This window comes from Amycolatopsis australiensis, from assembly GCF_900119165.1.
Lineage (GTDB): Bacteria > Actinomycetota > Actinomycetes > Mycobacteriales > Pseudonocardiaceae > Amycolatopsis > Amycolatopsis australiensis.
This window is the reverse complement of record NZ_FPJG01000006.1, coordinates 7,787,973-7,812,370: the sequence shown is the minus strand read 5'-3', so window position 1 is coordinate 7,812,370 and position 24,398 is coordinate 7,787,973. Positions and strand designations below refer to the sequence as shown.

The 24,398-nt window shown below is 72.6% G+C and carries 18 protein-coding genes; 7 read left to right on the top strand and 11 right to left on the bottom strand.

Annotation, left to right across the window (positions count from 1 at the left end; translation table 11 throughout):
* Position 1: 1 nt before the first annotated feature.
* Positions 2–1,006 (top strand): prolipoprotein diacylglyceryl transferase, encoded by a 1,005-nt coding sequence (gene lgt, locus BT341_RS37195; RefSeq protein WP_177328986.1) that lies wholly within the window; start codon positions 2–4, stop codon positions 1,004–1,006.
* Positions 1,007–1,117: 111 nt separating this feature from the next.
* On the opposite strand, the gene BT341_RS37190 is transcribed toward lgt, so the two are convergent.
* Positions 1,118–1,906, bottom strand: coding sequence for an SDR family oxidoreductase (locus tag BT341_RS37190; protein ID WP_072480684.1), 789 nt, complete (start codon positions 1,904–1,906; stop codon positions 1,118–1,120).
* A 299-nt stretch (positions 1,907–2,205) separates the two neighbouring features.
* Between BT341_RS37190 and gltB the strand changes: the two genes are divergently transcribed.
* From gltB to BT341_RS37170, 4 genes are all read left to right on the top strand, one after another.
* A complete protein-coding gene (gene gltB, locus BT341_RS37185; RefSeq protein ID WP_072480683.1) occupies positions 2,206–6,759 on the top strand; it encodes a glutamate synthase large subunit in 4,554 nt (1,517 codons plus the stop codon).
* Positions 6,760–6,827: 68 nt separating this feature from the next.
* The gene (locus BT341_RS37180) at positions 6,828–8,336 is read left to right on the top strand and encodes a glutamate synthase subunit beta (protein WP_072480682.1); all 1,509 of its coding nucleotides are present in this window, start codon (positions 6,828–6,830) and stop codon (positions 8,334–8,336) included.
* A 157-nt stretch (positions 8,337–8,493) separates the two neighbouring features.
* The gene (locus tag BT341_RS37175) at positions 8,494–9,381 is read left to right on the top strand and encodes a trypsin-like serine peptidase (protein ID WP_072482384.1); all 888 of its coding nucleotides are present in this window, start codon (positions 8,494–8,496) and stop codon (positions 9,379–9,381) included.
* Positions 9,382–9,562: 181 nt separating this feature from the next.
* On the top strand, positions 9,563–10,954 hold the full coding sequence (locus BT341_RS37170) for a class II 3-deoxy-7-phosphoheptulonate synthase (RefSeq protein WP_072480681.1): 1,392 nt from the start codon (positions 9,563–9,565) through the stop codon (positions 10,952–10,954).
* Positions 10,955–11,110: 156 nt separating this feature from the next.
* On the opposite strand, the gene BT341_RS37165 is transcribed toward BT341_RS37170, so the two are convergent.
* The 5 genes from BT341_RS37165 to pknB form a co-directional block, all read right to left on the bottom strand.
* Entirely contained in the window at positions 11,111–12,427 is a 1,317-nt protein-coding gene (locus BT341_RS37165; protein ID WP_072480680.1) for a wax ester/triacylglycerol synthase family O-acyltransferase, read from the bottom strand.
* Between the two features lie 183 nt (positions 12,428–12,610).
* On the bottom strand, positions 12,611–13,312 hold the full coding sequence (locus BT341_RS37160) for a hypothetical protein (RefSeq protein ID WP_072480679.1): 702 nt from the start codon (positions 13,310–13,312) through the stop codon (positions 12,611–12,613).
* Between the two features lie 136 nt (positions 13,313–13,448).
* Positions 13,449–14,954 (bottom strand): SPFH domain-containing protein, encoded by a 1,506-nt coding sequence (locus tag BT341_RS37155; RefSeq protein ID WP_072480678.1) that lies wholly within the window; start codon positions 14,952–14,954, stop codon positions 13,449–13,451.
* Between the two features lie 57 nt (positions 14,955–15,011).
* A complete protein-coding gene (locus tag BT341_RS37150; RefSeq protein ID WP_072480677.1) occupies positions 15,012–15,221 on the bottom strand; it encodes a hypothetical protein in 210 nt (69 codons plus the stop codon).
* Positions 15,218–17,245, bottom strand: a complete 2,028-nt coding sequence (pknB, locus tag BT341_RS37145; protein ID WP_072480676.1) for a Stk1 family PASTA domain-containing Ser/Thr kinase — start codon at positions 17,243–17,245, stop codon at positions 15,218–15,220. Before pknB ends, BT341_RS37150 begins: the two co-directional genes overlap by 4 nt.
* A gap of 103 nt (positions 17,246–17,348) precedes the next feature.
* On the opposite strand from pknB, the gene BT341_RS45750 reads away from it, so the two are divergent.
* The gene (locus tag BT341_RS45750) at positions 17,349–17,717 is read left to right on the top strand and encodes an Rv2175c family DNA-binding protein (RefSeq protein WP_072480675.1); all 369 of its coding nucleotides are present in this window, start codon (positions 17,349–17,351) and stop codon (positions 17,715–17,717) included.
* A gap of 1,123 nt (positions 17,718–18,840) precedes the next feature.
* Positions 18,841–19,359, top strand: coding sequence for a CGNR zinc finger domain-containing protein (locus BT341_RS37130; RefSeq protein ID WP_072480674.1), 519 nt, complete (start codon positions 18,841–18,843; stop codon positions 19,357–19,359).
* 3 nt (positions 19,360–19,362) lie between these two features.
* On the opposite strand, the gene BT341_RS37125 is transcribed toward BT341_RS37130, so the two are convergent.
* From BT341_RS37125 to merB, 5 genes are read right to left on the bottom strand one after another with little or no spacing between them, the layout of a single operon-like run.
* A complete protein-coding gene (locus tag BT341_RS37125) occupies positions 19,363–20,142 on the bottom strand; it encodes an LLM class F420-dependent oxidoreductase (RefSeq protein WP_072480673.1) in 780 nt (259 codons plus the stop codon).
* Positions 20,139–21,065, bottom strand: coding sequence for a phytoene/squalene synthase family protein (locus BT341_RS37120; RefSeq protein ID WP_072480672.1), 927 nt, complete (start codon positions 21,063–21,065; stop codon positions 20,139–20,141). The genes BT341_RS37125 and BT341_RS37120 overlap by 4 nt, the downstream gene beginning before the upstream one ends.
* Positions 21,062–22,534, bottom strand: coding sequence for a phytoene desaturase family protein (gene crtI, locus BT341_RS37115; protein ID WP_072480671.1), 1,473 nt, complete (start codon positions 22,532–22,534; stop codon positions 21,062–21,064). The genes BT341_RS37120 and crtI overlap by 4 nt, the downstream gene beginning before the upstream one ends.
* 1 nt (position 22,535) lies before the next feature.
* The gene (locus tag BT341_RS37110) at positions 22,536–23,627 is read right to left on the bottom strand and encodes a polyprenyl synthetase family protein (protein WP_072480670.1); all 1,092 of its coding nucleotides are present in this window, start codon (positions 23,625–23,627) and stop codon (positions 22,536–22,538) included.
* Positions 23,628–23,687: 60 nt separating this feature from the next.
* The gene (merB, locus tag BT341_RS37105; RefSeq protein ID WP_072480669.1) at positions 23,688–24,380 is read right to left on the bottom strand and encodes an organomercurial lyase; all 693 of its coding nucleotides are present in this window, start codon (positions 24,378–24,380) and stop codon (positions 23,688–23,690) included.
* Positions 24,381–24,398 lie beyond the last annotated feature (18 nt).

The window sequence follows — 24,398 nt, the reverse complement described above, 5'->3', positions numbered from 1 at the left end:
GATGAGCGCCTACCTCGCGACGTTCCCCAGCCCCGACCGCGGGGTCTGGCACCTGGGGCCGATCCCGATCCGCGCGTACGCCCTGTGCATCATCGCCGGCATCATCGTGGCGATCTGGTGGGGCGAGCGGCGCTGGGCCGCCCGCGGCGGCACCAAGGGCACGGTGATCGACGTCGCCGTGTTCGCGGTGCCGTTCGGCCTGGTCGGCGGCCGGTTGTACCACGTGGTCACCGACCCCGAGCTGTACTTCACCGAGGGCCGGAACCCGTGGAAGGCGTTCGCGATCTGGGACGGCGGCCTCGGCATCTGGGGCGCGATCGCCCTCGGCGCGGTGGGCGCGCTCATCGCCTGCCGCCGCAAGGGCATCCCGCTGCCGGCGATGGCGGACGCGATCGCGCCGGGCATCGTCGTCGCGCAGGCCATCGGCCGCATCGGCAACTACTTCAACCAGGAGCTGTACGGCGCGCACACGGACCTGCCGTGGGGCATGGAGGTGTTCCAGCGCTTCAACCCGGAGAACCCGGACGACCTGCTGAACGGCGTCGCGACGGGCCACATCCCGCTGCCGGAGAGCCCGGTCCACCCGACGTTCCTCTACGAGCTGATCTGGAACCTGCTGGTCGCGCTGCTGGTGGTGTGGGCGGACCGCCGCTTCAAGCTCGGCCACGGGCGGGCGTTCGCGCTGTACGTCGCGGGCTACACGGTGGGCCGCGGCTGGATCGAGATGATGCGGACCGACACGGCGAACCACATCCTGGGCCTGCGGGTGAACGTGTGGACGTCGATCCTGCTGTTCGCCGGCGCGGTGGTGTACCTGGTGCTCGCGGCCCGGCGCGGGCCCCGGGAGGCGCCCGAGACACTGCGCGGCAAGGACCAGCCCGGCCCGGACGAGGTCCCGGTGCCCGCGGACGAGCCGGAGCACGCCAAGGTGACGGCGGACGCGCCGGCCGAGAAGCCCGCGGAAGAGGCGCCGGCCGAGGAGCCGAAGAACACCGAAGAGAGCTGACCGCCTGCTCGAAGGCCGCCACCGGAACCCCCGGTCGGCGGCCTTCGGCGCGTCCGGACCCGGGCGGCCGCGCCCGGTTCCCACGCTACCGGGGCTGCCGGCCGTTCCCCCTCAGCCGAGGTCGGGCAGGCCCAGCTCCAGGTTCGGCGCCTGCAACCCGCCGTCGACCTCGAGGATCTTGCCCGTGATGTAGCCGCCCGCGCGGGACGCCAGGAACACCACCGTCGCCGCGATGTCCTCCGCCTCGCCGATCTTCTTCAACGGCGTCGCGGCTTCCATCTTCGCCCGCAGTTCCGGGTTGCCCACCACGATCTCCAGCGCCGACGTCGCCACCGAACCCACCGAGATCGCGTTCACCCGCACCCGGGGCGCCAGGTCCGCCGCCGCCAAGCGCGTGTAGTGCGCCAGGGCCGCCTTCGCCGTTCCGTACGCCGCGAAGCCGCGGCCGCTCACCCGGCCCATCACCGACGAGATGTTGACCACCGAGCCGCCCGCCTCCAGCAGGGACGGTGCCGCCGCCACCGTCAGCGCGTGGGCCGTCGCGACGTTGAAGCGGAACGCTTCCTCCAGGAACTCCGCGCTCGTCTCCAGCAGCGGCCGCGGGTACGTGCCGCCGACGTTGTTGACCACCAGGTCGAGGCGCCCGAACTCGGCCACCGCCGTCGCCGCCAGGCCCGCCGCGGCCTCCGGTGCCGACAGGTCCGCCGGCACGACCACGGCCCGGCGTCCCGCGGCGGACACCTGCGAAGCCACCTCGTCGAGCTGGGACTCGGTGCGCGACGCGATCACCACGTCGGCGCCCGCTTCGGCGAGCGCCACGGCCGTGGCCGCGCCGATCCCGCGTCCCGCGCCCGTGACCACCGCGACCTGGCCGGTGAGCTTGAACCGATCGAGGATCATGCGGCGAAATGTAACACGTTCTAGTGACCGCGGACACAGCGCGTCGGCCGCGTCACGTTAAACTCGACGCGGGTTTCCGGGTCGTATACTTAGCAGAACGAACTACCGGGAACCCATCAGGAACTACGTCGTTCCGCGCTGCCGGATCGTTACCGTCCGACGTCGCTCGGAGCGCTCTGAACAGGTGCTGGCATGTTTCCCAGGTGTTAAAGTCGCGCTAACAAGCGGGCCATCGTCGTCCCGTGCGCTCCCCGGCCGGTAGCCCGGCTCCGCACGACAAGACGACGAAGGAGGTCCCGTTGATCTTCTCCGCCATGCCCGGCAAGCAGGGTTTGTACGACCCGGAGACCGAGCAGGACTCCTGCGGTGTGGCCATGGTGGCCGACATCCGCGGGCGCCGCTCCCACGGCATCGTCACCGACGGCCTGGCCGCGCTGACCAACCTCGACCACCGCGGCGCCGCCGGCGCCGAACCCACCAGCGGCGACGGCGCCGGCATCCTGCTGCAGCTGCCCGACACGCTGCTGCGCGCGGAAGCCGGTTTCGCGCTGCCCGAACCCGACGAGCGCGGCCACCACGCCTACGCCGCCGGCATCGCTTTCCTGCCCGAAGACGCCGAGCAGCGCCGCAAGGCCGTCGGGCTGGCCGAACGCATCGCCGTCGAAGAGGGCCTGGAAGTCCTCGGCTGGCGCGAAGTACCCGTGGACGCCGACCGCGCCGAAATCGGCCCGACCGCCCGCTCGGTCATGCCGCACTTCGCCATGCTCTTCGTGGCCGCCGACGGGAAAGCCGGCCTGGAGCTGGACCGGCTCGCCTTCTGCCTGCGCAAGCGCGTCGAGCACGAGAGCGTCACCGCCGGCTGCGGGACGTACTTCCCGTCGCTGTCCTCGCGCACCCTCGTCTACAAGGGCATGCTGACGCCGGAGCAGCTGCCCGCGTTCTTCGCCGACCTGCGCGACGAGCGGCTGGAAAGCGCCATCGCGCTGGTGCACTCCCGCTTCTCCACCAACACCTTCCCGTCGTGGCCGCTTGCCCACCCGTTCCGGTTCGTGGCCCACAACGGCGAGATCAACACCATCCGCGGCAACCGCAACCGCATGCGGGCCCGCGAGGCGCTGCTGGAGTCCGACGTCATCCCGGGCGACCTGTCCCGGCTCTTCCCGATCTGCTCGCCGGACGCGTCGGACTCCGCGTCCTTCGACGAGGTCCTGGAACTGCTGCACCTGGGCGGCCGCTCGCTGCCGCACGCGGTGCTGATGATGATCCCGGAGGCGTGGGAGAACCACGCCACCATGAAGCCCGAGCGGCGCGCGTTCTACCAGTACCACGCCAGCCTGATGGAGCCGTGGGACGGACCCGCGTGCGTCACCTTCACCGACGGCAGCCTGGTCGGCGCGGTCCTGGACCGCAACGGCCTGCGCCCGGCGCGCTGGTGGCGCACGGCCGACGACCGCGTCGTGCTCGCCAGTGAGGCGGGCGTCCTGGACGTCGCTCCGAAGGACGTCGTGGCCAAGGGCCGGCTCAAGCCCGGCAAGATGTTCCTGGTCGACACCGAGGCCGGCCGGATCGTCGACGACGAAGAGGTCAAGTCCGCGCTGGCCGCCGAGCTGCCGTACGACTCCTGGCTGCACGCCGGTCTGCTCAAGATCGCCGAGCTGCCCGACCGCGACCACGTCGTGCAGAGCCACGACTCGGTGCTGCGCCGCCAGCTTTCCTTCGGCTACACCGAAGAAGAGCTGAAGATCCTGCTCGCGCCGATGGCCACCAACGGCGCCGAGCCGATCGGCTCGATGGGTTCGGACACGCCGCCCGCGGTGCTGTCCAAGCGGTCCCGGCTGCTCTACGACTACTTCAAGCAGAACTTCGCCCAGGTGACGAACCCGCCGCTGGACGCCATCCGCGAAGAGCTGGTCACCTGCATGGCGCGGATCATGGGCCCGGAGCGCAACCTCCTGGCCCCCGGCCCGGCGTCCTGCCGTCACCTCAAGCTGCCCTACCCCGTCATCGACAACGACGAGCTGGCCAAGCTCATCCACATCAACGACGACGGCGACCTCCCCGGCTTCGCCTGCAGCGTCCTTTCCGGACTGTACGAAGTGGACGGTGGCGCGGAAGCGCTCGCCGCGGCCATCGAGCGGGTCCGGCGCGAGGCGTCCGAGGCGATCGCGGCCGGCGCGCGCACGCTCGTGCTGTCCGACCGCGACTCCGACCACCGGATGGCGCCGATCCCGTCGCTGCTGCTGGTTTCCGCGGTGCACCACCACCTGGTCCGCACCAAGGAACGCCTGCGCGTCGCGCTGGTCGTCGAATCCGGTGACGCGCGCGAGGTGCACCACATCGCGCTGCTGCTCGGCTACGGCGCCGCCGCGGTCAACCCGTACCTGGCCTTCGAGACCATCGAGGACATGATCGCCCAGGGCGCGGTCACCGGCATCGAGCCCGCGAAGGCGGTCCGCAACTACGTGCAGGCGCTGGTCAAGGGCGTCCTGAAGATCATGTCCAAGATGGGCATCTCGACGGTCGGCGCGTACACCGCCGCCCAGGTCTTCGAATCCCTCGGCCTGAGCCAGGACCTGCTCGACGAGTACTTCACCGGGACGTCGTCGAAGCTCGGCGGTGTCGGCCTGGAAGTCCTCGCCGAAGAAGTCGCGACGCGTCACCGCCGCGCGTACCCGGACAACCCGACCGACCGCGTCCACCGTGGGCTCGAGACGGGCGGCGAGTACGCCTACCGCCGCGAGGGCGAGCTGCACCTGTTCACGCCGGAGACGGTGTTCCTGCTGCAGCACGCGTCCAAGACCGGCCGCGACGAGGTCTACCGCAAGTACACCGAAGAGGTGCACCGCCTCTACCGCGAAGGTGGCACGCTGCGCGGGCTGTTCGCGTTCAAGCAGGGCGTCCGCGAGCCGGTGCCGCTCGACGAGGTCGAGCCCGCCGAGGCGATCTTCAAGCGCTTCAACACCGGCGCGATGTCCTACGGCTCGATTTCGGCCGAAGCACACGAAACCCTGGCCATCGCGATGAATCGCATCGGCGGCCGCTCCAACACCGGCGAGGGCGGCGAAGACCCCGAGCGGCTCTACGACCCCGAGCGCCGCAGCGCGATCAAGCAGGTCGCTTCCGGCCGGTTCGGCGTCACGAGCGAGTACCTGGTCAACGCCGACGACATCCAGATCAAGATGGCGCAGGGCGCGAAGCCCGGCGAGGGCGGCCAGCTGCCGCCGAACAAGGTGTACCCGTGGATCGCGCGGACCCGGCACTCGACCCCGGGCGTCGGCCTCATTTCGCCGCCGCCGCACCACGACATCTACTCCATCGAGGACCTGGCGCAGCTGATCCACGACCTCAAGAACGCCAACGAGCACGCCCGCATCCACGTGAAGCTGGTGTCCTCGTTGGGCGTCGGCACGGTCGCGGCGGGCGTGTCCAAGGCCCATGCGGACGTCGTGCTCATCTCCGGCCACGACGGCGGCACCGGCGCGTCCCCGATGAACTCGCTCAAGCACGCGGGCACGCCGTGGGAGATCGGGCTGGCCGAGACGCAGCAGACGTTGCTGCTCAACGGGTTGCGCGACCGGATCACCGTGCAGGTGGACGGCGCCATGAAGACCGGGCGCGACGTCGTCATCGCGGCGCTGCTCGGCGCCGAGGAGTACGGCTTCGCGACGGCCCCGCTCGTCGTCGCGGGCTGCATCATGATGCGCGTCTGCCACCTCGACACCTGCCCGGTCGGTGTCGCCACGCAGAGCCCGGAGCTGCGCAAGCGCTACACCGGCCAGGTCGAGCACGTCGTCAACTTCTTCAAGTTCGTCGCCGAAGAAGTGCGCGAAACCCTGGCGGCGCTGGGCTTCCGCACGCTCGACGAGGCCATCGGGCACGCCGAGCTCCTCGACACCGACGAGGCCGTGGAGCACTGGAAGGCGGCCGGGCTGGACCTGAAGCCGATCTTCGAGATGCCCGCCGAGACGCCGTACGGCGGCGCGCGGCGGCGCACCCGCGGCCAGGACCACGGCCTCGAGCACGCCCTGGACCGCACGCTCATCCAGCTCGCCGAGGCGGCGCTGGAGGACGCGCACCAGGTCAACATCGAGCTGCCGGTGCGCAACGTCAACCGGACCGTCGGCACGCTGCTCGGGTCGGAGATCACCCGCCGCTACGGCGGGGAGGGCCTGCCGGAGGGCACGATCCACGTCACGCTCACCGGGTCGGCGGGCCAGTCGCTCGGCGCGTTCCTGCCGCGCGGGGTCACCCTCGACATGGTCGGCGACGCGAACGACTACGTCGGCAAGGGCCTCTCCGGCGGACGGATCGTCGTGCGCCCCGACCCGGAGGCGACCTTCGCCGCCGAAGCGCAGACGATCGCGGGCAACACCATCGCCTACGGCGCCACCGGTGGCGAGATCTTCCTGCGCGGCCAGGTCGGCGAACGCTTCTGCGTCCGCAACTCCGGCGCCACGGTCGTCGCCGAAGGCGTCGGCGACCACGCCTTCGAGTACATGACCGGCGGCCGCGCGGTGGTGCTCGGCCCGACCGGCCGGAACCTGGCGGCCGGCATGTCCGGCGGCATCGCCTTCGTCCTCGACGTCGACGCGAAGAAGGTCAACCAGGACATGGTGGACCTGCTGCGCCCGACCGCCGACGACCTGGCGTGGCTGAAGAAAACCGTGCAACAGCACTACGATCTCACCCGCTCCGCGGTGGCGGCGTCGCTGCTCGGCGACTGGCCGCGCCGCTCGGCGGCGTTCACGAAGGTGATGCCGCGCGACTACCAGCGGGTTCTGGACGCGGCCAAGGCAGCGCGCGCTGCCGGCCGCGATGTCGACGAGGCGATCATGGAGGCCGCTCGTGGCTGACAATCGGCGGAGCCCCGGCCACGACGGCCGACTGGGTGCGGGGATCCCGCAGGACACGGGGGCCGCTCGTGGCTGACCCGACCGGTTTCCTGAAGTTCGAGCGCGAAGAGCCGAAGAAGAAGCCCAAAGAGGAGCGGCTGCACTCCTGGGGCGAGGTCTACGCGGACGTCGACCCGGGCGAGCGCAACGAACAGGTGCGCAAGCAGGCGTCGCGCTGCATGGACTGCGGCATCCCGTTCTGCCACTCCGGCGGCTCCGGCTGCCCGCTGGGCAACCTGATCCCGGAGTGGAACGACCTGGTCCGCCGCGGCGACTGGGCGGCGGCGAGCGACCGGCTGCACGCCACCAACAACTTCCCCGAGTTCACCGGGAAGCTGTGCCCGGCGCCGTGCGAGGCGGGCTGCGTGCTGTCCATCTCGCCGCTGTCGGGCGGCCCGGTGGCGATCAAGCGCGTCGAAGCCACGATCGCCGACCAGTCCTGGGAAGCGGGCTACGTCCAGCCCCAGGTGGCCGAGGTGTCCAGCGGACGGCGCGTCGCCGTGGTCGGCTCCGGCCCGGCCGGGCTCGCCGCCGCCCAGCAGCTGACCCGCGCCGGCCACGAGGTGACGGTGTTCGAGCGCGACGACCGGCTCGGCGGCCTGCTGCGCTACGGCATCCCCGAGTTCAAGATGGAGAAGAAGGTCCTCGACCGGCGGCTGGCCCAGCTGCGCAAGGAGGGCACGAAGTTCGTCACCGGCTGCGAGGTCGGCGTCGACCTGTCGGTGGCGGACCTGCGGGCGCAGTACGACGCCGTCGTGCTCGCGGTCGGCGCGCTGCGCGGCCGCGACGACACGACGACCCCGGGCCGTGACCTCGCCGGCATCCACCTGGCGATGGAGCACCTGGTGCCGGCCAACAAGTTCGTCGAGGGCGACGGGCCGCCGTCGATCGACGCGAAGGGCAAGCACGTCGTCATCATCGGCGGCGGCGACACCGGCGCGGACTCCTACGGCACCGCCACCCGCCAGGGCGCGCTGTCGGTGACGCAGCTCGACCAGTACCCGATCCCGCCCACCACCCGGGACGACGCGCGGTCGCCGTGGCCGACCTGGCCGTACATCCTGCGCACCTACCCGGCGCACGAGGAAGCGGGCGAGCGGAAGTTCGCGGTGGCGGTCAAGCGGTTCGTCGGCGACTCCGCGGGCCGGGTCAAGGCCGTCGAGCTGCAGCAGGTGAAGGTGCAGAAGGACCCGGCCACCGGCCGCCGCGAGGTCATCCCGGTCAGCGACGAGGTCGAGACGCTGCCCGCGGACCTGGTCCTGCTGGCGATCGGCTTCGAAGGCGTCGAGGAGATGCCGCTGCTGGACGGCCTCGGCCTGTCGCTCACCAAGCGCGGCACGCTCTCGTGCGGCGCGGACTGGCAGACCGAAACCCCGGGTGTCTTCGTCTGCGGCGACGCCCACCGCGGCGCGTCGCTGGTGGTGTGGGCGATCGCGGAAGGCCGCTCGGTGGCCAACGCGGTCGACGCGTACCTGACCGGCGCGTCGGACCTCCCGGCTCCGGTCCACCCGACGGCGCTCCCGCTCGCCGTCATCTGACCGGCCGCTTCCCGGAAGCCCCCTCGCCTCGGCGAGGGGGCTTTCGACCGTTTCGACCCATTGGGCCGAACGGCGGCTGTGCGGTGCGTACACGGCCAACTACTTTCGAGTAGCTGTGTCGCCTTTGCGACGATTCACTCGCGGGAAGGTGGGCGTCTTGAAGCACACGACATTCCGGGCCGCGGTCGTCACCGCCGTTCTCTCCCTCGCGTTCGCCCTGGCGGGCACGCCCGCCCAGGCCGCGCCGAAACCGTTCTGGACACCCGAGGCCATGCGGGCGGCCGTCCCGATGGACCAGCTCGTGAAAACCCCGGCGTTCACGCCGAAGGACGTCGCGCGCGGGCAGAGCGCGATCATCGAGAGCATCCCGAACGGCGGCGGCGCCTGGACCGGCGGCGGCAAGGTCACCCAGACCGCCGGCCGCGTCTTCTTCCTGTTCAACGGCCAGAAAGCCTCGTGCTCCGGGGACGCCGTGACGAGCGGCAACGGCAGTGTCGTCGTCACCGCGGGGCACTGCGTGAAGTACCAGGGCACGTGGCACACGGAATGGGTCTTCGTGCCCGGCTACAACAACGGCAACGCGCCCTACGGCCAATGGCCGGCGAAGACGACGCTCACCACTCCGCAGTGGGAAGCGAGCGAGGACATGAACTACGACGTCGGCATGGCCGTGGTGAACCCGCTGAACGGCCAACGGCTCACCGATGTCGTCGGCGCGCAGGGCATCGCCTTCAACCAGCCGAAGAACCAGAGCATGTACGCCTTCGGCTACCCGGCCGCGTCGCCCTACGACGGCACGAAGCTGATCTACTGCAGCGGCAGCACGTTCACCGACTTCCTGCTCACCCAGGACCACGCGATGAAGTGCGACATGACCGGCGGCTCCAGCGGCGGGCCGTGGTTCCTGTCGTTCGCGGAGAGCACCGGCGCCGGGGTGCAGGCGTCGGTGAACAGCTTCGGCTACACGTTCCTGCCGGGCTACATGTTCGGGCCGTACTTCGGCACCGACGTGCAGAACCTGTACAACCGCGCGCAAGCCGCTTGACCTGCGCCAGCCCGGGGGTGGAGCCGCGGTTCCGCCCCCGGGCGAACCGGCCACGGAGACGAGCGATCCCCAGTTCAGCGCCGGGGCCAGGGCGACAGTGTGCGGCCCCGCACCCAGGGGCCGGGACCTCGGTGGCCAACCGGGCGAAGCGCGGCCCGCGGCGAACCTTATCCTGGTCGGTGTGAACTGGACTGTGGACGTCCCCGTCGACACCCTGCCCGAACTGCCGCCGCTGCCGCCCGAGCTGCGGGCGCGGCTCGACAAGGCGCTGGCGCTGCCGGCCGCGCAGCAGCCGGAGTGGCCCGACCCCGAGGCGACGCGGCGCGTGCGCGGCGTGCTGGAGAGCGTGCCGCCGATCACGGTCCCCGCCGAGATCGACCGGCTCAAGGACCGGCTCGCCATGGTCGCCCGCGGCGAGGCGTTCCTCCTGCAGGGCGGTGACTGCGCGGAGACGTTCGAGTCCAACACCGAGCCGCACATCCGGGCCAACCTGCGCACGCTGCTGCAGATGGCGGTCGTGCTCACCTACGGCGCGAGCCTGCCGGTGGTCAAGGTCGGCCGCATCGCCGGCCAGTACGCCAAGCCCCGCTCGGCCGCCACGGACGCGCTGGGCCTGCCGGTGTACCGCGGCGACATCATCAACTCCCTCGTCGCCAAGCCCGAGCTGCGCGTGCCGGACCCCGGCCGGATGATCCGCGCCTACGCCAACGCGGGCGCCGCGATGAACCTGGTCCGTGCCCTCACCGGCGCCGGCATGGCCGACCTGCACCAGGTGCACGACTGGAACAAGGACTTCGTGTCGTCGTCCCCGGCGGGGGAGCGCTACGAGCAGCTGGCCGGCGAAATCGACCGCGGCCTGCGGTTCATGAACGCCTGCGGCGTCACCGACACGTCCCTGCACTCGACCGAGATCTTCGCCAGCCACGAGGCGCTGCTGCTGGACTACGAGCGCGCGCTGCTGCGGCTGGACCAGGCCGACGCGTCGAACCCGAAGCTGTACAACCTGTCGTCGCACTTCCTCTGGATCGGCGAGCGGACCCGCCAGCTGGACGGCGCGCACATCGCGTTCGCCGAGCTGCTGGCCAACCCGATCGGGCTCAAGATCGGCCCGACGACCACGCCCGAGCAGGCGCTGGAGTACGTCGAGCGGCTCGACCCGCGCTTCGAGCCGGGCCGGCTGACACTCATCTCCCGGATGGGCAACGGCAAGGTCCGCGAAGTCCTGCCGGCCATCGTGGAGAAGGTCGAGGCGTCCGGGCACAAGATCATCTGGCAGTGCGACCCGATGCACGGCAACACGCACGAGTCGTCGACCGGCTACAAGACCCGCCACTTCGACCGCATCGTCGACGAGGTCCAGGGCTTCTTCGAGGTGCACAACAAGCTGGGCACGTACCCGGGCGGCATCCACGTCGAGCTGACGGGCGAGGACGTCACGGAGTGCCTGGGCGGCGCCCAGGAGATCTCCGACATCGACCTGTCCGGCCGCTACGAGACGGCCTGCGACCCGCGGCTGAACACGCAGCAGTCGCTGGAGCTGGCGTTCCTGGTCGCGGAGATGCTCCGCGACTGACCCGGCCCGAAGCGCCCCAATGCGGCCTTCGGTGCGTGAGACGCACCGAAGGCGGCCTTCGGTGCGCCACCCATGCCCCCACCACCACCCTCAACGGAGGCGCTTCGCGTCGCTGGGGTGATTCAACGCAACCAAGGCCGCCTCGGGGAGCTCGGGTCAGCAGGTGTCGAGCAGGCGGGACGTGGACTTGAGCACCGCGTCCCGCAGCGAACCCACGTCCGGCACCGCCGCGCCGTTGGCCTGCAGTCCGATGTGGACGGAGTCGCGGTAGGTCGCCACCGCGATGCCGACCGCGTGACGCGGGGCCAGCGGCACGAACGGGTAGACCTCCGCCAGGCGGGCGCCGTCGAGGGACAGGCGGGCCGGGGGCAGCGGCACCGTCGTGATCACCAGGTCGAACAGCATCGGCGCGGCCAGGCCCGCCGTGCGCGTGCCCAGGCGGTGCAGCAGCGGCGGGACGCGGCCGGCCAGCAGCGGCAACGCTCCCGCCCCACGGCTCGGGCCCGCCGCCTTGTTGCGGTTCATCGCCCGGCGGACCACCCGCAGCCGCTCGACCGGGTCCTCCTCGCCGACCGGCAGGTCGCACAGGTACCCCGACAGCTTGTTTCCGCCGAGCTGCTCGGCCGCCCGGCCGCGCACGCTCACCGGGATCAGGGCCCGCAGCGTGCGGCCGTCCGCGCGGTGCCCGCGGTTCACCAGCCATTCCCGCAACGCGCCGGCCAGCACCGCCAGCACGACGTCGTTGGTCGTGCCGCCGTGGGCCCGGCGCACCCGGCGCAGCTCGGCCAGCGGCAGCCGGACGAACCCGAGCCGTCGCTCGGCCGACTGCGGCGCCGAGACCGGCGACAGCGGCGGACGCGCGGCCCGCACGAGTGACGACGCGATGCCGGCCGTCTCGTTCGCCTGGCCCCAGACCGTGCCGAGCGCGTCTTTCACGGTGTCCAAAGTAGACCGCGGTGCCGCCGTGGGCCGCGGCTGCGCCGGGATCCGCTCCGGCAGCTTGACGCCGTCGAGCAGGCCGGCCGCGACCGCGTACGCGCCCGCGCCGTCGGTCAGCGCGTGGTGCAGCTTCAGCAGCAGCGCGAACTGCCCGTCCGGCAGCCCGGTGGCCAGGGTGAGCTGCCACAGCGGCCGGGATGTGTCGAGCGGCTCGGCGATCCACTGCGACGCGTACGCCGTGAGCGGGTCCGGCTCGTACAGCGAGCTGAGCGTGACGTGGTGGATGTGGTCCGCGGCAACGAAGTCCGGGTCGTCGGCCCAGCGGGCCGAGCCGGGCGGGAACAGCTCCGCGCGGGCCCGCTGGCGCAGCTTCGGCAACCTCGCCGCGCGCGCGGCGAGCAGCGCGGTCAGCGCGGCCGGGTCGACCGGGCCGCGCGGGGTGAACGTGACGACCGCTCCCATGTGCATCGGGGAGGTTTCGCTTTCCAGGCATAGGAAAGCGACGTCGAGTGCGCTGAGCGGCGAGCCTGCCATGGGCGGACCTTTCCGGGTTCGCGGGTGTGCACGGCCACGTGCGTCGGAAGGGAGGAAACCCACTGCACCAGCCGGACATGACGTGCGGGTGGTCGAAGTGTTTCCACGACGCTAACTACGCACCCCGTTAATCCATTCGAGATACCCCAGGCTCCGGTGCCCGCCGTCACAGATCAAGAAGGTTCACTCACCCGGGGCGGGCTCCGGCCGCTTCCCGGCGGCCGCGGGCCCCCATTCGGGGGTGAGCGCCACCTGCTTGCCGACGCGGCGCACCGGCAGGCCGTTCACCTGCCGCTTGCCCAGCCCCGGCCAGATCTCCGCGGCGTCCTTCGCCGCGGCCCGGATCGCGCCGCCGTCCAGCGTCGTCCGCGTCTCCGGGATGTCCCGGTCCGTCCACTGGACGACCACCTTGAGCGGGCCGGCCGAGGGCAGCGGCCACAGGAACACCTCGTGCTCGACGGCGAAGCGGGTCCCGCCGACCGGCTGCGCCCGCAGCACCGGCTCCTCCGGCTCGGACGCCGACGGCACCGAGACCGTCTCGGAGCTGGCGCGGCTGCCGTCGGCGTAGAGCACGCCGATGAGCAGCCCGTTGTAGTCCGGCTTGCGACGGTGGTCGATCAGGCCCTCGGCGGGGTCGTCGACCAGGCTGTCCCGCGAGTACACCGTGATCCGCAGAGTCAGCGCCTGCGGCCACACCTCGATGGTCCGCAGCGCCACCACCGTGCGCTCGGACCGGCCCAGCGGCTGCGCCCAGGGCAGCACGGCCGGGACGATGTACTCGCGCGGGGCGTCGGTCCAGTGCCTGCCGTTGAACGCGTACAGCTCCTGTTCCGGCACGGGGAACAGGGGACGCTCGCGGGGACCGCCGGTGAAGAAGCTGCTCATCGGGCGGCCCGCGACACGCTGTCCGGCACCATGCGCCCACGGTAGGACACCGGCCCCGGAATTTCCGCCCCCGATCGGGCGTACGGCCCGTGCTTCCCGTGATCCGGGACACAAGGGCCGTACGCTCCGTCACCGCCTAGTCGCTCAGCTTGAGCTCACCGTTCGCCCGGGCCTGCTTGTCCAGCTCCGGCGACGCGGGCTTGCCCATCGCGTCCATCAGCTGGCGGGCGAGGCCGAGACCGGTTCCGCCGAGCGAGAGGGCCTTGGCGAACATGTCGGACATGCCGTCGGCGCCGTTGAGCACGACCATGTGGTCGACGTTGCCGAACGCGCTCGCGCCCGCCTCGACGATCTCCGGCCAGCGCTCGGCCAGCTGCTGCGCGACGACGGCTTCCTGGTTCTCCGCCAGCGCCGCCGCGCGCGCCTTGATCGCGTCCGCCTCGGCGAGGCCCTTCGCGCGCGCCGCCTCCGCTTCGGCGAGGCCACGCGCCTTGGCGGCTTCGGCTTCCGCGAGACCGCGGGCCTTGGCCGCGGCGGCCTCGGCCTCACCGGTCGCCCGGGTCGCGCCCGCCATCGCCTCGGCCCGCGCCTTGGTGGCCTGGGCTTCGGCCTCGGCGGCCGTCTTGACGCGGGTGGCGTCGGCCGCGGCCCGCAGCTCGGTCTCCTTCGCCTCGGCCTGCGCCTTGGCGATCGACGCGTCACGGGCGGCGTCGGCCGTGGTCCGCGTGTCGTAGGCCTTCGCGTCGGCCGGCTTGCGGACCTGCGACTGCAGCCGCTGCTCGGCCAGCGCGGCCTCCAGCTCCGCGGCGCGGGTCTCCTGGACGACGACCTCCTGGCGCGCGGTCGCCTCGGCCAGCGGCCCGGACTGCGACGCCTTCGCCCGCGCCTGGTCGACTTCGGCCTGGTAGCCGGCCTGCTGGATCTGGCTCTCGCGGACCGCCGCGGCCTTCTTGGCGGCGGCGACCTGCTCGACTTCGGCGGCCTCCTGGTCGCGCTGGGCCTCGGCGATCCGCGCCGACGCGGCGATCGCGGCGGCGTGCGGCTTGCCGAGGTTGAGGATGTAGCCGGACTCGTCGTCGATCTCCTGGATCTGCAGCGAGTCGACGATCAGCCCCAGCTTGATCATCTCGTTCGCCGAGGACTGCCGGACCTCGCCGGTGAGCGCGTCCCGGTTGTGGATCATGTCCTCGATGGTCAGCCCGCCGACGATCGAGCGCAGGTGGCCGGAGAACAGCTCGTGGATCGTGTCGTTCATGCCTTTCTGCTGGTCGAGGAACCGGCGGGCGGCGTTGGCGATCGAGGCGTAGTCGTCGCCGACCTTGTAGATGACGACGGCCCGCACGGTGACCGGCAGGCCCTGCTTGGTGACGCACGAGACCTGCAGGTTGACGCCCCGGGTGTCCAGCGACAGCCGCCGCGCGGTCTGGAAGCCGGGGATGACGTTCACCCCGCGGCCGGTGATGATCTTGAAGCCCAGGCTGTCGGCGGTCTCCGCGCGATCGACGCGAACCCCCAGCCCGGAGATGATCAGCGCTTCGTTCGGCTCGGCGACCTTGTACAGCAGCCGCAGGGTCCCGAAGACGACGATCAGCACGACGATGAGTCCACCGGCCGAAAGCAGCAGGATTTCGACGAGGCTCATGGCACCGACCCCCTCGCTCTTTTCTGTTGTGGGTTTGTTGGTGCCCCTTCGACGCCGTCAGCGGCCCAGCGGTTGCCACCGCTCGACGTAAACCGTGCGCGGCGGCTCGAAGTCCACCACGAGCACCTGCGTGCCGGACGTGAACGTCTCCTCCGGATCGGCCGGGTACGCGTAGAACGCCTCCGTGCCGCCGCGGACGTTCAGCAGCACCTCGCCGATGAGGCCGGGGCCGATCGTGCCCGTGACGCGGCCACGGCTGCCGATCATCCCCCGAAGCCCTTCAGCTTGACCTTGCTGCCCTTCTGCACGAACGTGCCCGGCTGCGGGTCCTGCTGGAAGACGAAGTCGAACCCGCCACCGCCGCCGTGGCCCCTGCCGCCCTCGCGGTCGGCCTTCAGCCCCGCCTGCTCCAGGATCTTCTGGGCGTCGTCGAACGAGCGGAAGCGGACGTCCGGCACCTGCACCGCGTTGTTGACGAACACGCCGATCCGCTTCGCCTTCGCCTGCGCGCCCGCCGCCGGGTCGGTGCGGGTGACCGCGCCGGCCGGGACGTCCTGGCGGAACTCCTCGCCCGCCTGGAACGGCTCGAACCCGGCCTGCTGCAGCAGCTGGAACGCCTCGTCCTTGCTCCGCCCGGCGACGTCCGGGACCGGCGGCAGCGGGATCGGGCCCTTCGACACGATGATCGTGACCCGGCCGCCGATGTTCAGCTGGCTGCCCGCGGACGGCTCGGTGCGGATCACCGCGCCCTGCGGGACCGTGGCGTCGTAGTCGTCGGCACCGCGGGCCGGCGTCAGCTTCGCGGTCTTGATCGCCTGCTCGGCGTCGGGCAGCGCGGTGCCCGGCCGGATGTCCGGCACGGTCGGGCGGCCCTTCGACAGCACCACCGACACCGTCGAATTCGGCGCCAGCGGCGTGCCCTCGGCCGGCTCGGCGCGCAGCACGGTGTTCGACGGCGCCGTGTTGTCGAACTCCTGGCTGAACTGCGGATTCAGCTTCACCGCCCGCAGCGCGTCGCCCGCCGCCGCCTGGTTCAGCCCGACCAGCTTCGGCACGACGGCGGTCTTGTCGCCGCCGGTGTCGGTGAGGATGAACGCGAACGCCCCGATCAGGCCGCCGAACAGCAGCACCGCGGCGGCGATCAGGGCGATCCGCTTCCGGTTGTCCCGCGGCCTCTCCGGCTCCGGCTCGCCACGGCGTCGCGGCGCCGGCGGCCGCACCGGCGGGATCTGCTGGGTGAAGCCCGGCGGCGGGGTGCCCGGGTGGCTCAGCGCCCGCGTCGCGTTCGGGCGGTGCACCGGCATCGTCTTCTCGGAGTCCGGCAGCACCTGCGGGATCCGCGGCAGCGTGCGCTCGGTGTCGGCGACGTCGCCCGGCGCGGCGGCGACCGGGACCGGCACGGTCACCGGCAGCAGGCCCAGCTGGGCGCGCACCGCCGTCAGCTCGGTCAGGAACTCCCCGGCGTCGGCGGGACGCAGCTGCGGGTCCCGCCGGGTCGCGCGGGTGATCAGCTCGTCGAGCGCGGGCGGCAGGTCCGGGCGCAGCGCGCTCGGCCGCGGGACGTCGTCGTTCACGTGCCGGTAGGCCACCGAGATCGCGGTGTCGCCGGTGTAGGGCACCTGCCCGGTGAGCATTTCGTAGAGGAGGATGCCTGCCGAGTAGACGTCGCCGCGCGCGGACGCGGCGCCGGTGGCGACCTGCTCCGGTGACAGGTAGGCGACCGTGCCCAGGATGACGCTCGAACTGGTCGTCCCGGCGCTCGCCACGGCCCGCACCAAGCCGAAGTCGGCGACCTTCACCACCCCGCCGGTGTGCGGCCCGGACCGGCCGATCAGCACGTTCTCCGGCTTGACGTCCCGGTGCACCAGCCCGGCCCGGTGCGCGGCGGCCAGCGCCGAAAGCACCGGCTCGGCCACGCTCAGCGCCAGCGCGACGTCCAGCGGGCCCTTCTCGTCCAGCAGGTCACGCAGCGTCCCGCCGTCCACCAGTTCCATCACCAGGAAGGCGAGCCCCGACTCCGCACCCTGCGGCAGGTCGAACCCCTGGTCGTGCACCGCCACCACGTGCGGGTGGTGCAGCTGCGCCGCCGACTGGGCCTCCCGCACGAACCGGTCCACGAACGAGCGGTCGTCGGCGAACCGCGGGTCCATGATCTTGATCGCGACCGGACGGTCCAGGCGGGTGTCCGTCCCCCGGTAGACGGAAGACATTCCGCCGTGGGCGAGCAGCCGGTCCACCCGGTAGCGCCGCTCGAGGAGCGTGCCGACCAGGCTGGGATGGGTGCGTGTCACGGGTATGGATCGTACGGAACCCGACACGGTTGGTGGAGGAGACCTCGCGGGTCACCCGTGCGTACTAGCGGGTGCGGGGACGGAATGTGGCACAGTGTCACGTGTGAGTGGGATTCCTGTCGCCGACGACGTGCTCGACACCGCCATCGCGGTCCTCCCGTTGCCCGAGGTGGCGGCCGTTCTCGGGACGTCGGCCAACAAGGTCCGGCAGATGCTGCGCGACGGGCAGCTAATCGCCTTCCGGCGGGGCGGCGAACTGTGCGTGCCCAGCGACTTCTTCGTTTCCGGCGGCGTGGTCAAGGGGCTGGCCGGCACGATCACCGTGCTCGCCGACTCCGGCTTCTCCCGGACGGAGATGCTGCGGTGGCTGTTCACCGCCGACGACACCCTGCCGGGCAGCACCCCGATCAACGCCCTGCGCACCAGCCACGGCACCGAAGTGAAGCGGCGCGCGCAGGCGATGGCGTTCTGACCTGCGCAGACACGTCGCCGCGGCGACCAGCTGGACCGCCGCGGCGGTGACCAGGCAGGCCGGCAGCGACCACGCGGCCAGCGGGCCGGCGAGGGCCGCGCCCGCGGCCAGGCCGGTGATCTTCACGCTCGCCGCCGTCGTGAACACCTGCGCCCGGACGTGCTCCGGCGCTTCGCGGTGCCGGATCGCGAACAGCGCCGTCAGCTGCGGTCCTTCGCCGGCCCCGGCCAGCACGGCCGCGACGACGACGCCGTGCCCGCCGGCGGCGAGGAGGCAGCTCGCCGCCAGGACGAGGGTGCTCAGCCCGACCGTCCGATCGGGCGGCCACGGCAGCGGTTTCTTCGCGAGGACCGCGTTGGCCAGCAGGGACGCCACGGCCAAGACGGCCAGCAGCAGCGCGCCGTCCGCCGGGCCGCGCAGGTGCGCCGCGCCCAGCAGCGGGTAGCACACGGTGACCATGCCGATCCCCGCGCAGGAGATCGTCGACGCCGTGGTCGCTCGTCTCAGGGATGCGTTGCGGACCAGGACTTCGAAGCCGTCCCTGAGCCGCGCCTTCGTCCTTGGCCGTGGCCGCTTCGGGAGCGTCCACGCCACCGGGAGCGCCACCGCGACCAGGGCGACCGCGACCGCGAGCCCGGCCGGGCCGCCGAGGAGCCCGGCGAGACCGGGCCCGGCGAGGGCCGCGGCGGTGAACGTCATGGCGTCGAGCCGGCTTGCTTCCGGCAGCGCGGGCCCGGCGACCGAGGGCAGCTGAGCCGTCCAGCCACCCGAGACGGCCGGGTTGAGCAGGCCGGTGGCCACCGCCGGCGCGACCACCAGCGGCAGGGGAAGGTGCCCGAACGCGGCGCCGACGAGGGCGATCCCGCCCGCGTAGCCGCCGAGGGCGACGGCGAGCAGCCGTCCCGGCGCGGGGCTGCGGTCCAGCAGCGCCCCGAACACCGGCCCCCCGGCCGCGGCGGCCGCGGTCAGCCCGGCGAGCAGCGCCGACCCCGCGTGCGGACCCGCCGTGAGCCCGAGCAGGAGGAGGGCGGGCCCGGACAGCTCGTCACCGGTCCGGGCGAGGGTCGCGCCGGCGAGATAGCCCACGTAACGGCTTGCCATCTTGGCGACGTTACAGTGGGATATGGCTTTTCCGCACCGGGATTCCGTGCAGCGCGCGGTCGACCTGCTGGGCGTGCTCCTCGGCGACCCGGCCCCCGAGGAGGTCGCGCGGGTGCTGCGCGACCACGGCGAGCCGGATCCCAAGCTCACTCCGGAAGACGTCACGGAGCTACGCGCGGCTGCTTTCGAGCTGCGCGAAGTGTTCGCCGCCCCCGACGTCGCTTCGGCGGCTTCGGTGCTGAACGGGTTGTTCGTGAAGTACGCGAGCCCGCCGCGCCTGACCGACCACGAAGAGGGCTACGGCTGGCACCTGCACGCCGACGCCGCCGACGACGGCCCGTGGGGCGCGTGGCTGGTCACGTCCTCGGCGCTGGGCCTGGCGAACCTGCTGGCCGAGCGCCAGGACGTACCGGGCGGGTTGTGCGCGTCGCCGTCGTGCGGAAAGCCGTTCGCGCACACCGGAGGCGGCAGCCGCCGGAAGTTCTGCTCGCCCCGGTGCGCGACGCGCGAACGCGTCGCCGCGCACCGGGCGCGAGGGTGAAACTCAGCCCTGGGTCTTGTCCCGCCAGGCGATCCACTTCTCGAGCGCGCCCAGGTCGTAGTCCGGGCCGCCGACGCCGACCGTGAACGTCGTGACGCCCAGCTCCAGCAGCTTCGGGCCCAGCTCGTCCGGCTCGCCCTGGACGCCGCACGAACGCTCGATCTCGGCCGGGTCGCGGCCGGCGTCCGCGCAGTGCTGGTCGAGGATCTTCACCTTGCGCCCGACCACCTCCGGGTCGCCGAAGCCGTGCCAGATGTCGGCGTGCCTGGCCACCAGCTTGAGCGTCTTCTTCTCGCCGCCGCCGCCGATGAGCACCGGGATCTTGCGCGTCGGTGCCGGGTTCAGCTTGCCGAGACGCGCCTCGATGCGCGGCAGCGATTCGGCGAGGTCGTCGAGGCGCCCGCCGGCGGTGCCGAACTCGTAGCCGTACTCCTGGTAGTCCTTCTCGAACCAGCCGGAGCCGATGCCGAGGATGAGCCGGCCGCCGGAGATGTGGTCGACCGTGCGGGCCATGTCGGCCAGCAGCTCGGGGTTCCGGTAGCTGTTGCAGGTGACGAGCGCGCCGATCTCGACGCGGGACGTCGACTCCGCCCACGCGCCGAGCATGGTCCAGCATTCGAAGTGCTTGCCGTCGGGGTCGCCGTACAGCGGGTAGAAGTGGTCCCAGTTGAAGACGATGTCGGCGCCGAGGTCCTCGGCGGCCGAGGCCGTGCGCCGGATGCTGTCGTAGTCGGCGTGCTGCGGCTGGAGCTGCAGGCCGATCCGGATGCGTCGTTCGGTCATGATCGCAGCCTACGACCGCCCCGGAACGTCTCGCGCGCCCAGCCGGAAACCAGCGGCGGCAGCGCGACCGCCAGCCGCCGCCGCTTCGGGACCACCGCGCGGCGGGTCAGGACGTCGTAGTCCATGGCGACGATCTCGTCGAGGATTCCTTCGTACAGCGTCAAGGCCGTCCGCACGCACGGCCGCGCTTCGGGGCGCAGCAACGCAACCCCCGCTTCGGCACGCCGGTACACCGCCCGCGTCCGCGCGACGAAGTACGCCAGCGCCGCCCGGATCCGCGGGTCCGGCCGGCGCCGCTCCAGCAGCTCGCGCGAAACGCCGAACGCGGCCAGCTCCGCGGCCGGCAGGTACAGGCGGCCGCGGTCCAGGTCCTCGCCGACGTCGCGCAGGAAGTTCGTCAGCTGGAACGCCTCGCCCAGCGCGACGGCGCCCGCTTCCGCGCCGGCCCGCGGGCCCACCGTGCCGAACACCGGCAGCATCTGCAGCCCGATCACCGCGGCCGAGCCGTACATGTACTCGCCCAGCTCGGCGAACGTCGCGTACCCGGTGGTCGTCAGGTCCATCCGCATGGCCTTCAGGAACGCGTCGAACAGGTCACGCCCGATGCCGTACCGGCGCACCGTGTCCGACAGCGCCGTGAGCACCGGGTCGTCCGGTGTCCCGCCGTCGAAGACGACGTCGACCATCGCTCCGACGCGGTCCAGCTCGGTCGCCGGATCGCTGCCCGGCGCCGGGTTGTCGACCAGCTCGTCGGCCATCCGCGCGAACCCGTACAGCGTGTGCGCGGCCGGCCGGGCCCGCGCCGGCAGCAGCCGCGTGGCGAGGAAGAACGTGCGCCCGTAGTGGGCGTTGATGCGACGGCATTCGGTGTACGCCGCGCGCAGCTCGCGGCCGGTGATGCCGGCGGCGTCGAGTTCGTTCACCGGCCGGTGATCCGTTCCGCCGCCAGCCGTCCCGAGATGAGCGCGGGCGGGATGCCGACGCCGGGGGTGGTGCCGCAGCCGGCCAGCACCACGTTGCCGGCCGCGCGCACCAGGTTCGCCGGCCGGAACGGGCCGGTCTGGGCGAACGTGTGCGCCAGCGAGAACGGCGTCCCGGCGGCGAGCCCGCGCGCCGCCCAGTCCGCGGGCGTGATCGTCTCGTCGACGGTGTACTCGGCGCCGAAGCCGGTCAGCCCGCGCGCTTCGAGAGTCCGCAGCAGCTCTTCGCGGTACGGGCCGGCGACGCGGTCCCAGTCGATGGGCCCGCGACGCAGGTTCGGGGCCGGGGCGAGCACCGAGACGATCTCGCCGCCGCGCCCGGCCAGCCCCGGGTCGGTCGCCGTCGGCCGGGTGACCAGCAATGACGGGTCGCTCATGAGCTTGCCCTCGCGGATGATCTCCGCGAACGTCCGCTCCCAGGCGCCGCCGAAGAAGATCGTGTGGTGGCCGAGGTCCCACTTGCGGGTCGTGCGTCCGTGCAGGACCACGGCCGACGGGGAGTAGCGCAGCGGCAGCGGCCGCCGCGGCCGCGCGCCGAGCAGCCGGTACGCCGTGCTCAGCTCGGTGGCGAGCACGACGGCGTCGCACGCGATCCGCTCGCCCGAGCGCGTCCGGACCGCGCGCACCCGCGAATGCACCCGTTCCAGCCACGCGGCTTCGGTGCCGAACCGGACGTCCGCGCCCGCCCGCGCGGCGGCGCCGGTCATGGCCCGGCCGACCTCGCCCATCCCGCCTTCGGGGTAGTAGACGCCGCCGACGGTGTCCATGTACGCGATGACGCCGTACGCGCCGATCGCGCTCGCCGGGTCGAGACCGGCGTAGAGCGCCTGGAAGGTGAACAGCCGCCGGACGCGCTCGTCACGCAGGTAGCGGCCGACCCGCGGCCCGAGCCTGCCGAACCCGCCGAGGGCGGCGAGCCGCACCAGCTCGGGGCGGGCCAGGTCGAGCGGCGAGTCGAAGTTCGCCGCCAGGAACCGGTCCTTCTGCACCGCGTACAGCTCCGTGAGCCAGCGCCGCAGCGCCCGGTAGCCTGCCGCCTCGCGAGCGCCGGCGAAGGCGCGGATCGCGGCTTCCATCGCGTCGCCGTCGGTGTGCAGGGCCAGCGAGCTGCCGTCGGCGAACCGCGCCCGGTACGCCGGGTCCAGCCTCGTCAGGCGCAGGTTCTTCGCCAGCGGCTCGCCGACCGCGGCGAACGCCTCCTCGAGCAGCTCGGGCATGGTCAGCACGCTCGCGCCGGTGTCCACGGCGTTGCCGTCGAAGTTCCGCTGCCCGGTCCGGCCGCCCGGGGCATCGGCCTGCTCCAGCAGCGTGACGCGCCGTCCCGCGCCGAGCAGGTGCAGGGTCGCCGAAAGCCCCGCCGGCCCGGCCCCGATCACGACGACGTGGTCGGCGGGCCCGTCGATCGTGCGCACGTCAGTACGTCCGCTGGGTGGCCTTGACGACCAGCCCGGTCAGCGCCGCCGGGGCGGGCTCGGCCAGGTGCGCGCGCTCCAGCGCGGCCATCGCCGCCGTGGTCAGCTCGTCGATCCGGCGCTCGACCGCCTCGACCGCGCCGACCTGCTGCAACGCCATCCGGACGGTCTCCACACCTTCGTCGGGCAGGTCCGCGTTACCGATCGCGTCCGCGATCACCGTGGCGGCGGCCCGCTCGCCCTTTTCCGCGGCCAGCTGCAGGCCGAGCGCCACGAGCAGGGTGCGCTTGCCCTCGCGCAGGTCGTCCCCGGCGGGCTTGCCGGTGACCGACGGGTCGCCGAACACGCCCAGCAGGTCGTCACGCAGCTGGAACGCGACGCCGACCTCGCCGCCGAACTCCAGCAGCGTCGCGATCAGCTCGTCCGACGCGCCACCCAGCGCCGCGCCCAGGTGCAGCGGCCGCTGCACGGTGTAGGCGGCCGTCTTGAGCCGGTCGATCTTCAGCGCGGCCTCGACGGAGGCGTCGCCGGTGGCCTGCGTGCGGACGTCGAGGTACTGCCCGGCGAGCACCTCGGTGCGCATCGCGCGCCAGGCCGGGCGGGCCGCGGCGAGCGTCTCCGCGGGCAGCGGCGCGTCGGCGAACATGTCGTCCGCCCAGGCCAGGGCCAGGTCGCCGACGAGCACCGCGGTGGCGAGGCCGAACGTCGCGGGCGAGCCGAGCCAGCCCCGGTCGGCGTGCAGCTTCGCGCCCGCGATGTGCACGGTCGGGTGGCCGCGGCGGGAGTCGGAGGAGTCGATCAGGTCGTCGTGGATCAGCGCGCACGCCTGGATCAGCTCCAGGCTGGACACCGCCTGCAGCACGCCCTCGGCGTCCGGCCCGGCCGGGTCGCCGCCCGCGCCCCGCCAGCCCCACCACGCGAAGGTCGGGCGCAGCCGCTTGCCGCCGTTCAGCACGAACCCGCTCAGCGCCTCGATCCCGGCGGCGACGGTCGGCTCGGTCTCCACGATTTCGGCGCTCGCCCGGCCGAGGAACCCGGCCAGCGCGCGCTCGACGTGGGCGGGCAGGTCGGCGTCGGAGACGGGCGTGTGCATGCCGCCATCCTCGCCGAACCCGCGGGCGCGCGGGCCGCCGGGGCACCCGGATGTGGCGAATCAGACTCCGGCCGCGGCGGGCGCCCAGAACGGCCCGGTCAGGCCCGCCTCGGCGAAGCAGGCGACCGCGCTTTCCGGCTCGCGCCGCCGGTAGCCGCGCTCGAGCCGGCCCGCGTACCAGCCGCGCGCGAGCTGCCAGAGCGTGACCAGGTCCAGTACGGCGCCCTTCTCCCGCCCGGTCGCCGCCAGCCAGGCGTCCACACAGGACTCGCAGCAGAACAGCCGCTGGTGCGCGCAGGTGTGCAGCACGTCGTCCCACATCCGCGCGGCAGGCACCAGGAAGTGCGCCACCTGCCTGCCCTCGGGCGGCGCGGCGCGGTGCACGACCAGCGCGTGCGGCTGGCCACAGCCCGGGCAGCGGGTCGCGACCAGCACCTCCGGCTCGGCGTCCACCAGGTGCGGGATGGCAAAGGAGTCCCACGCGCAGCCGCCCCACCACAGCGTGCGCGAGCCCATCACCGAGAAGCCGAACGACCGCGCGGCGAACGGATGGGCCAGCACGACGTGCTCGCACTCGTCGAGCACCAGGTGGTGGGCGTCGGCGAGGCGGTGCAGGGCCTGCTTGGCGACGGCCAGCGACCCGCCCGCCGCGTCGGCCAGCTCCGGCGCCGACGGGGCCCGGCCACGGTCGGCGAAGGCGTGGTAAACGGCGAGGCGCACGTCCTCGTCCCAGCTCGCGTCGTCGTCTCTCATGGCACGCTCCCGTATCCA

Bases quoted from the DNA above. Each gene is read 5' to 3' on its own strand.
- lgt (WP_177328986.1), top strand. From the start codon at position 2: ATGAGCGCCTACCTCGCGACGTTCCCCAGCCCCGACCGCGGGGTCTGG.
- BT341_RS37190 (WP_072480684.1), bottom strand. From the start codon at position 1,906: ATGATCCTCGATCGGTTCAAGCTCACCGGCCAGGTCGCGGTGGTCACG.
- BT341_RS37165 (WP_072480680.1), bottom strand. From the start codon at position 12,427: ATGGCAGGCTCGCCGCTCAGCGCACTCGACGTCGCTTTCCTATGCCTG.
- BT341_RS37160 (WP_072480679.1), bottom strand. From the start codon at position 13,312: ATGAGCAGCTTCTTCACCGGCGGTCCCCGCGAGCGTCCCCTGTTCCCC.
- BT341_RS37155 (WP_072480678.1), bottom strand. From the start codon at position 14,954: ATGAGCCTCGTCGAAATCCTGCTGCTTTCGGCCGGTGGACTCATCGTC.
- BT341_RS37150 (WP_072480677.1), bottom strand. From the start codon at position 15,221: ATGATCGGCAGCCGTGGCCGCGTCACGGGCACGATCGGCCCCGGCCTC.
- BT341_RS37130 (WP_072480674.1), top strand. From the start codon at position 18,841: ATGGCTTTTCCGCACCGGGATTCCGTGCAGCGCGCGGTCGACCTGCTG.
- BT341_RS37125 (WP_072480673.1), bottom strand. From the start codon at position 20,142: ATGACCGAACGACGCATCCGGATCGGCCTGCAGCTCCAGCCGCAGCAC.
- BT341_RS37110 (WP_072480670.1), bottom strand. From the start codon at position 23,627: ATGCACACGCCCGTCTCCGACGCCGACCTGCCCGCCCACGTCGAGCGC.
- merB (WP_072480669.1), bottom strand. From the start codon at position 24,380: ATGAGAGACGACGACGCGAGCTGGGACGAGGACGTGCGCCTCGCCGTT.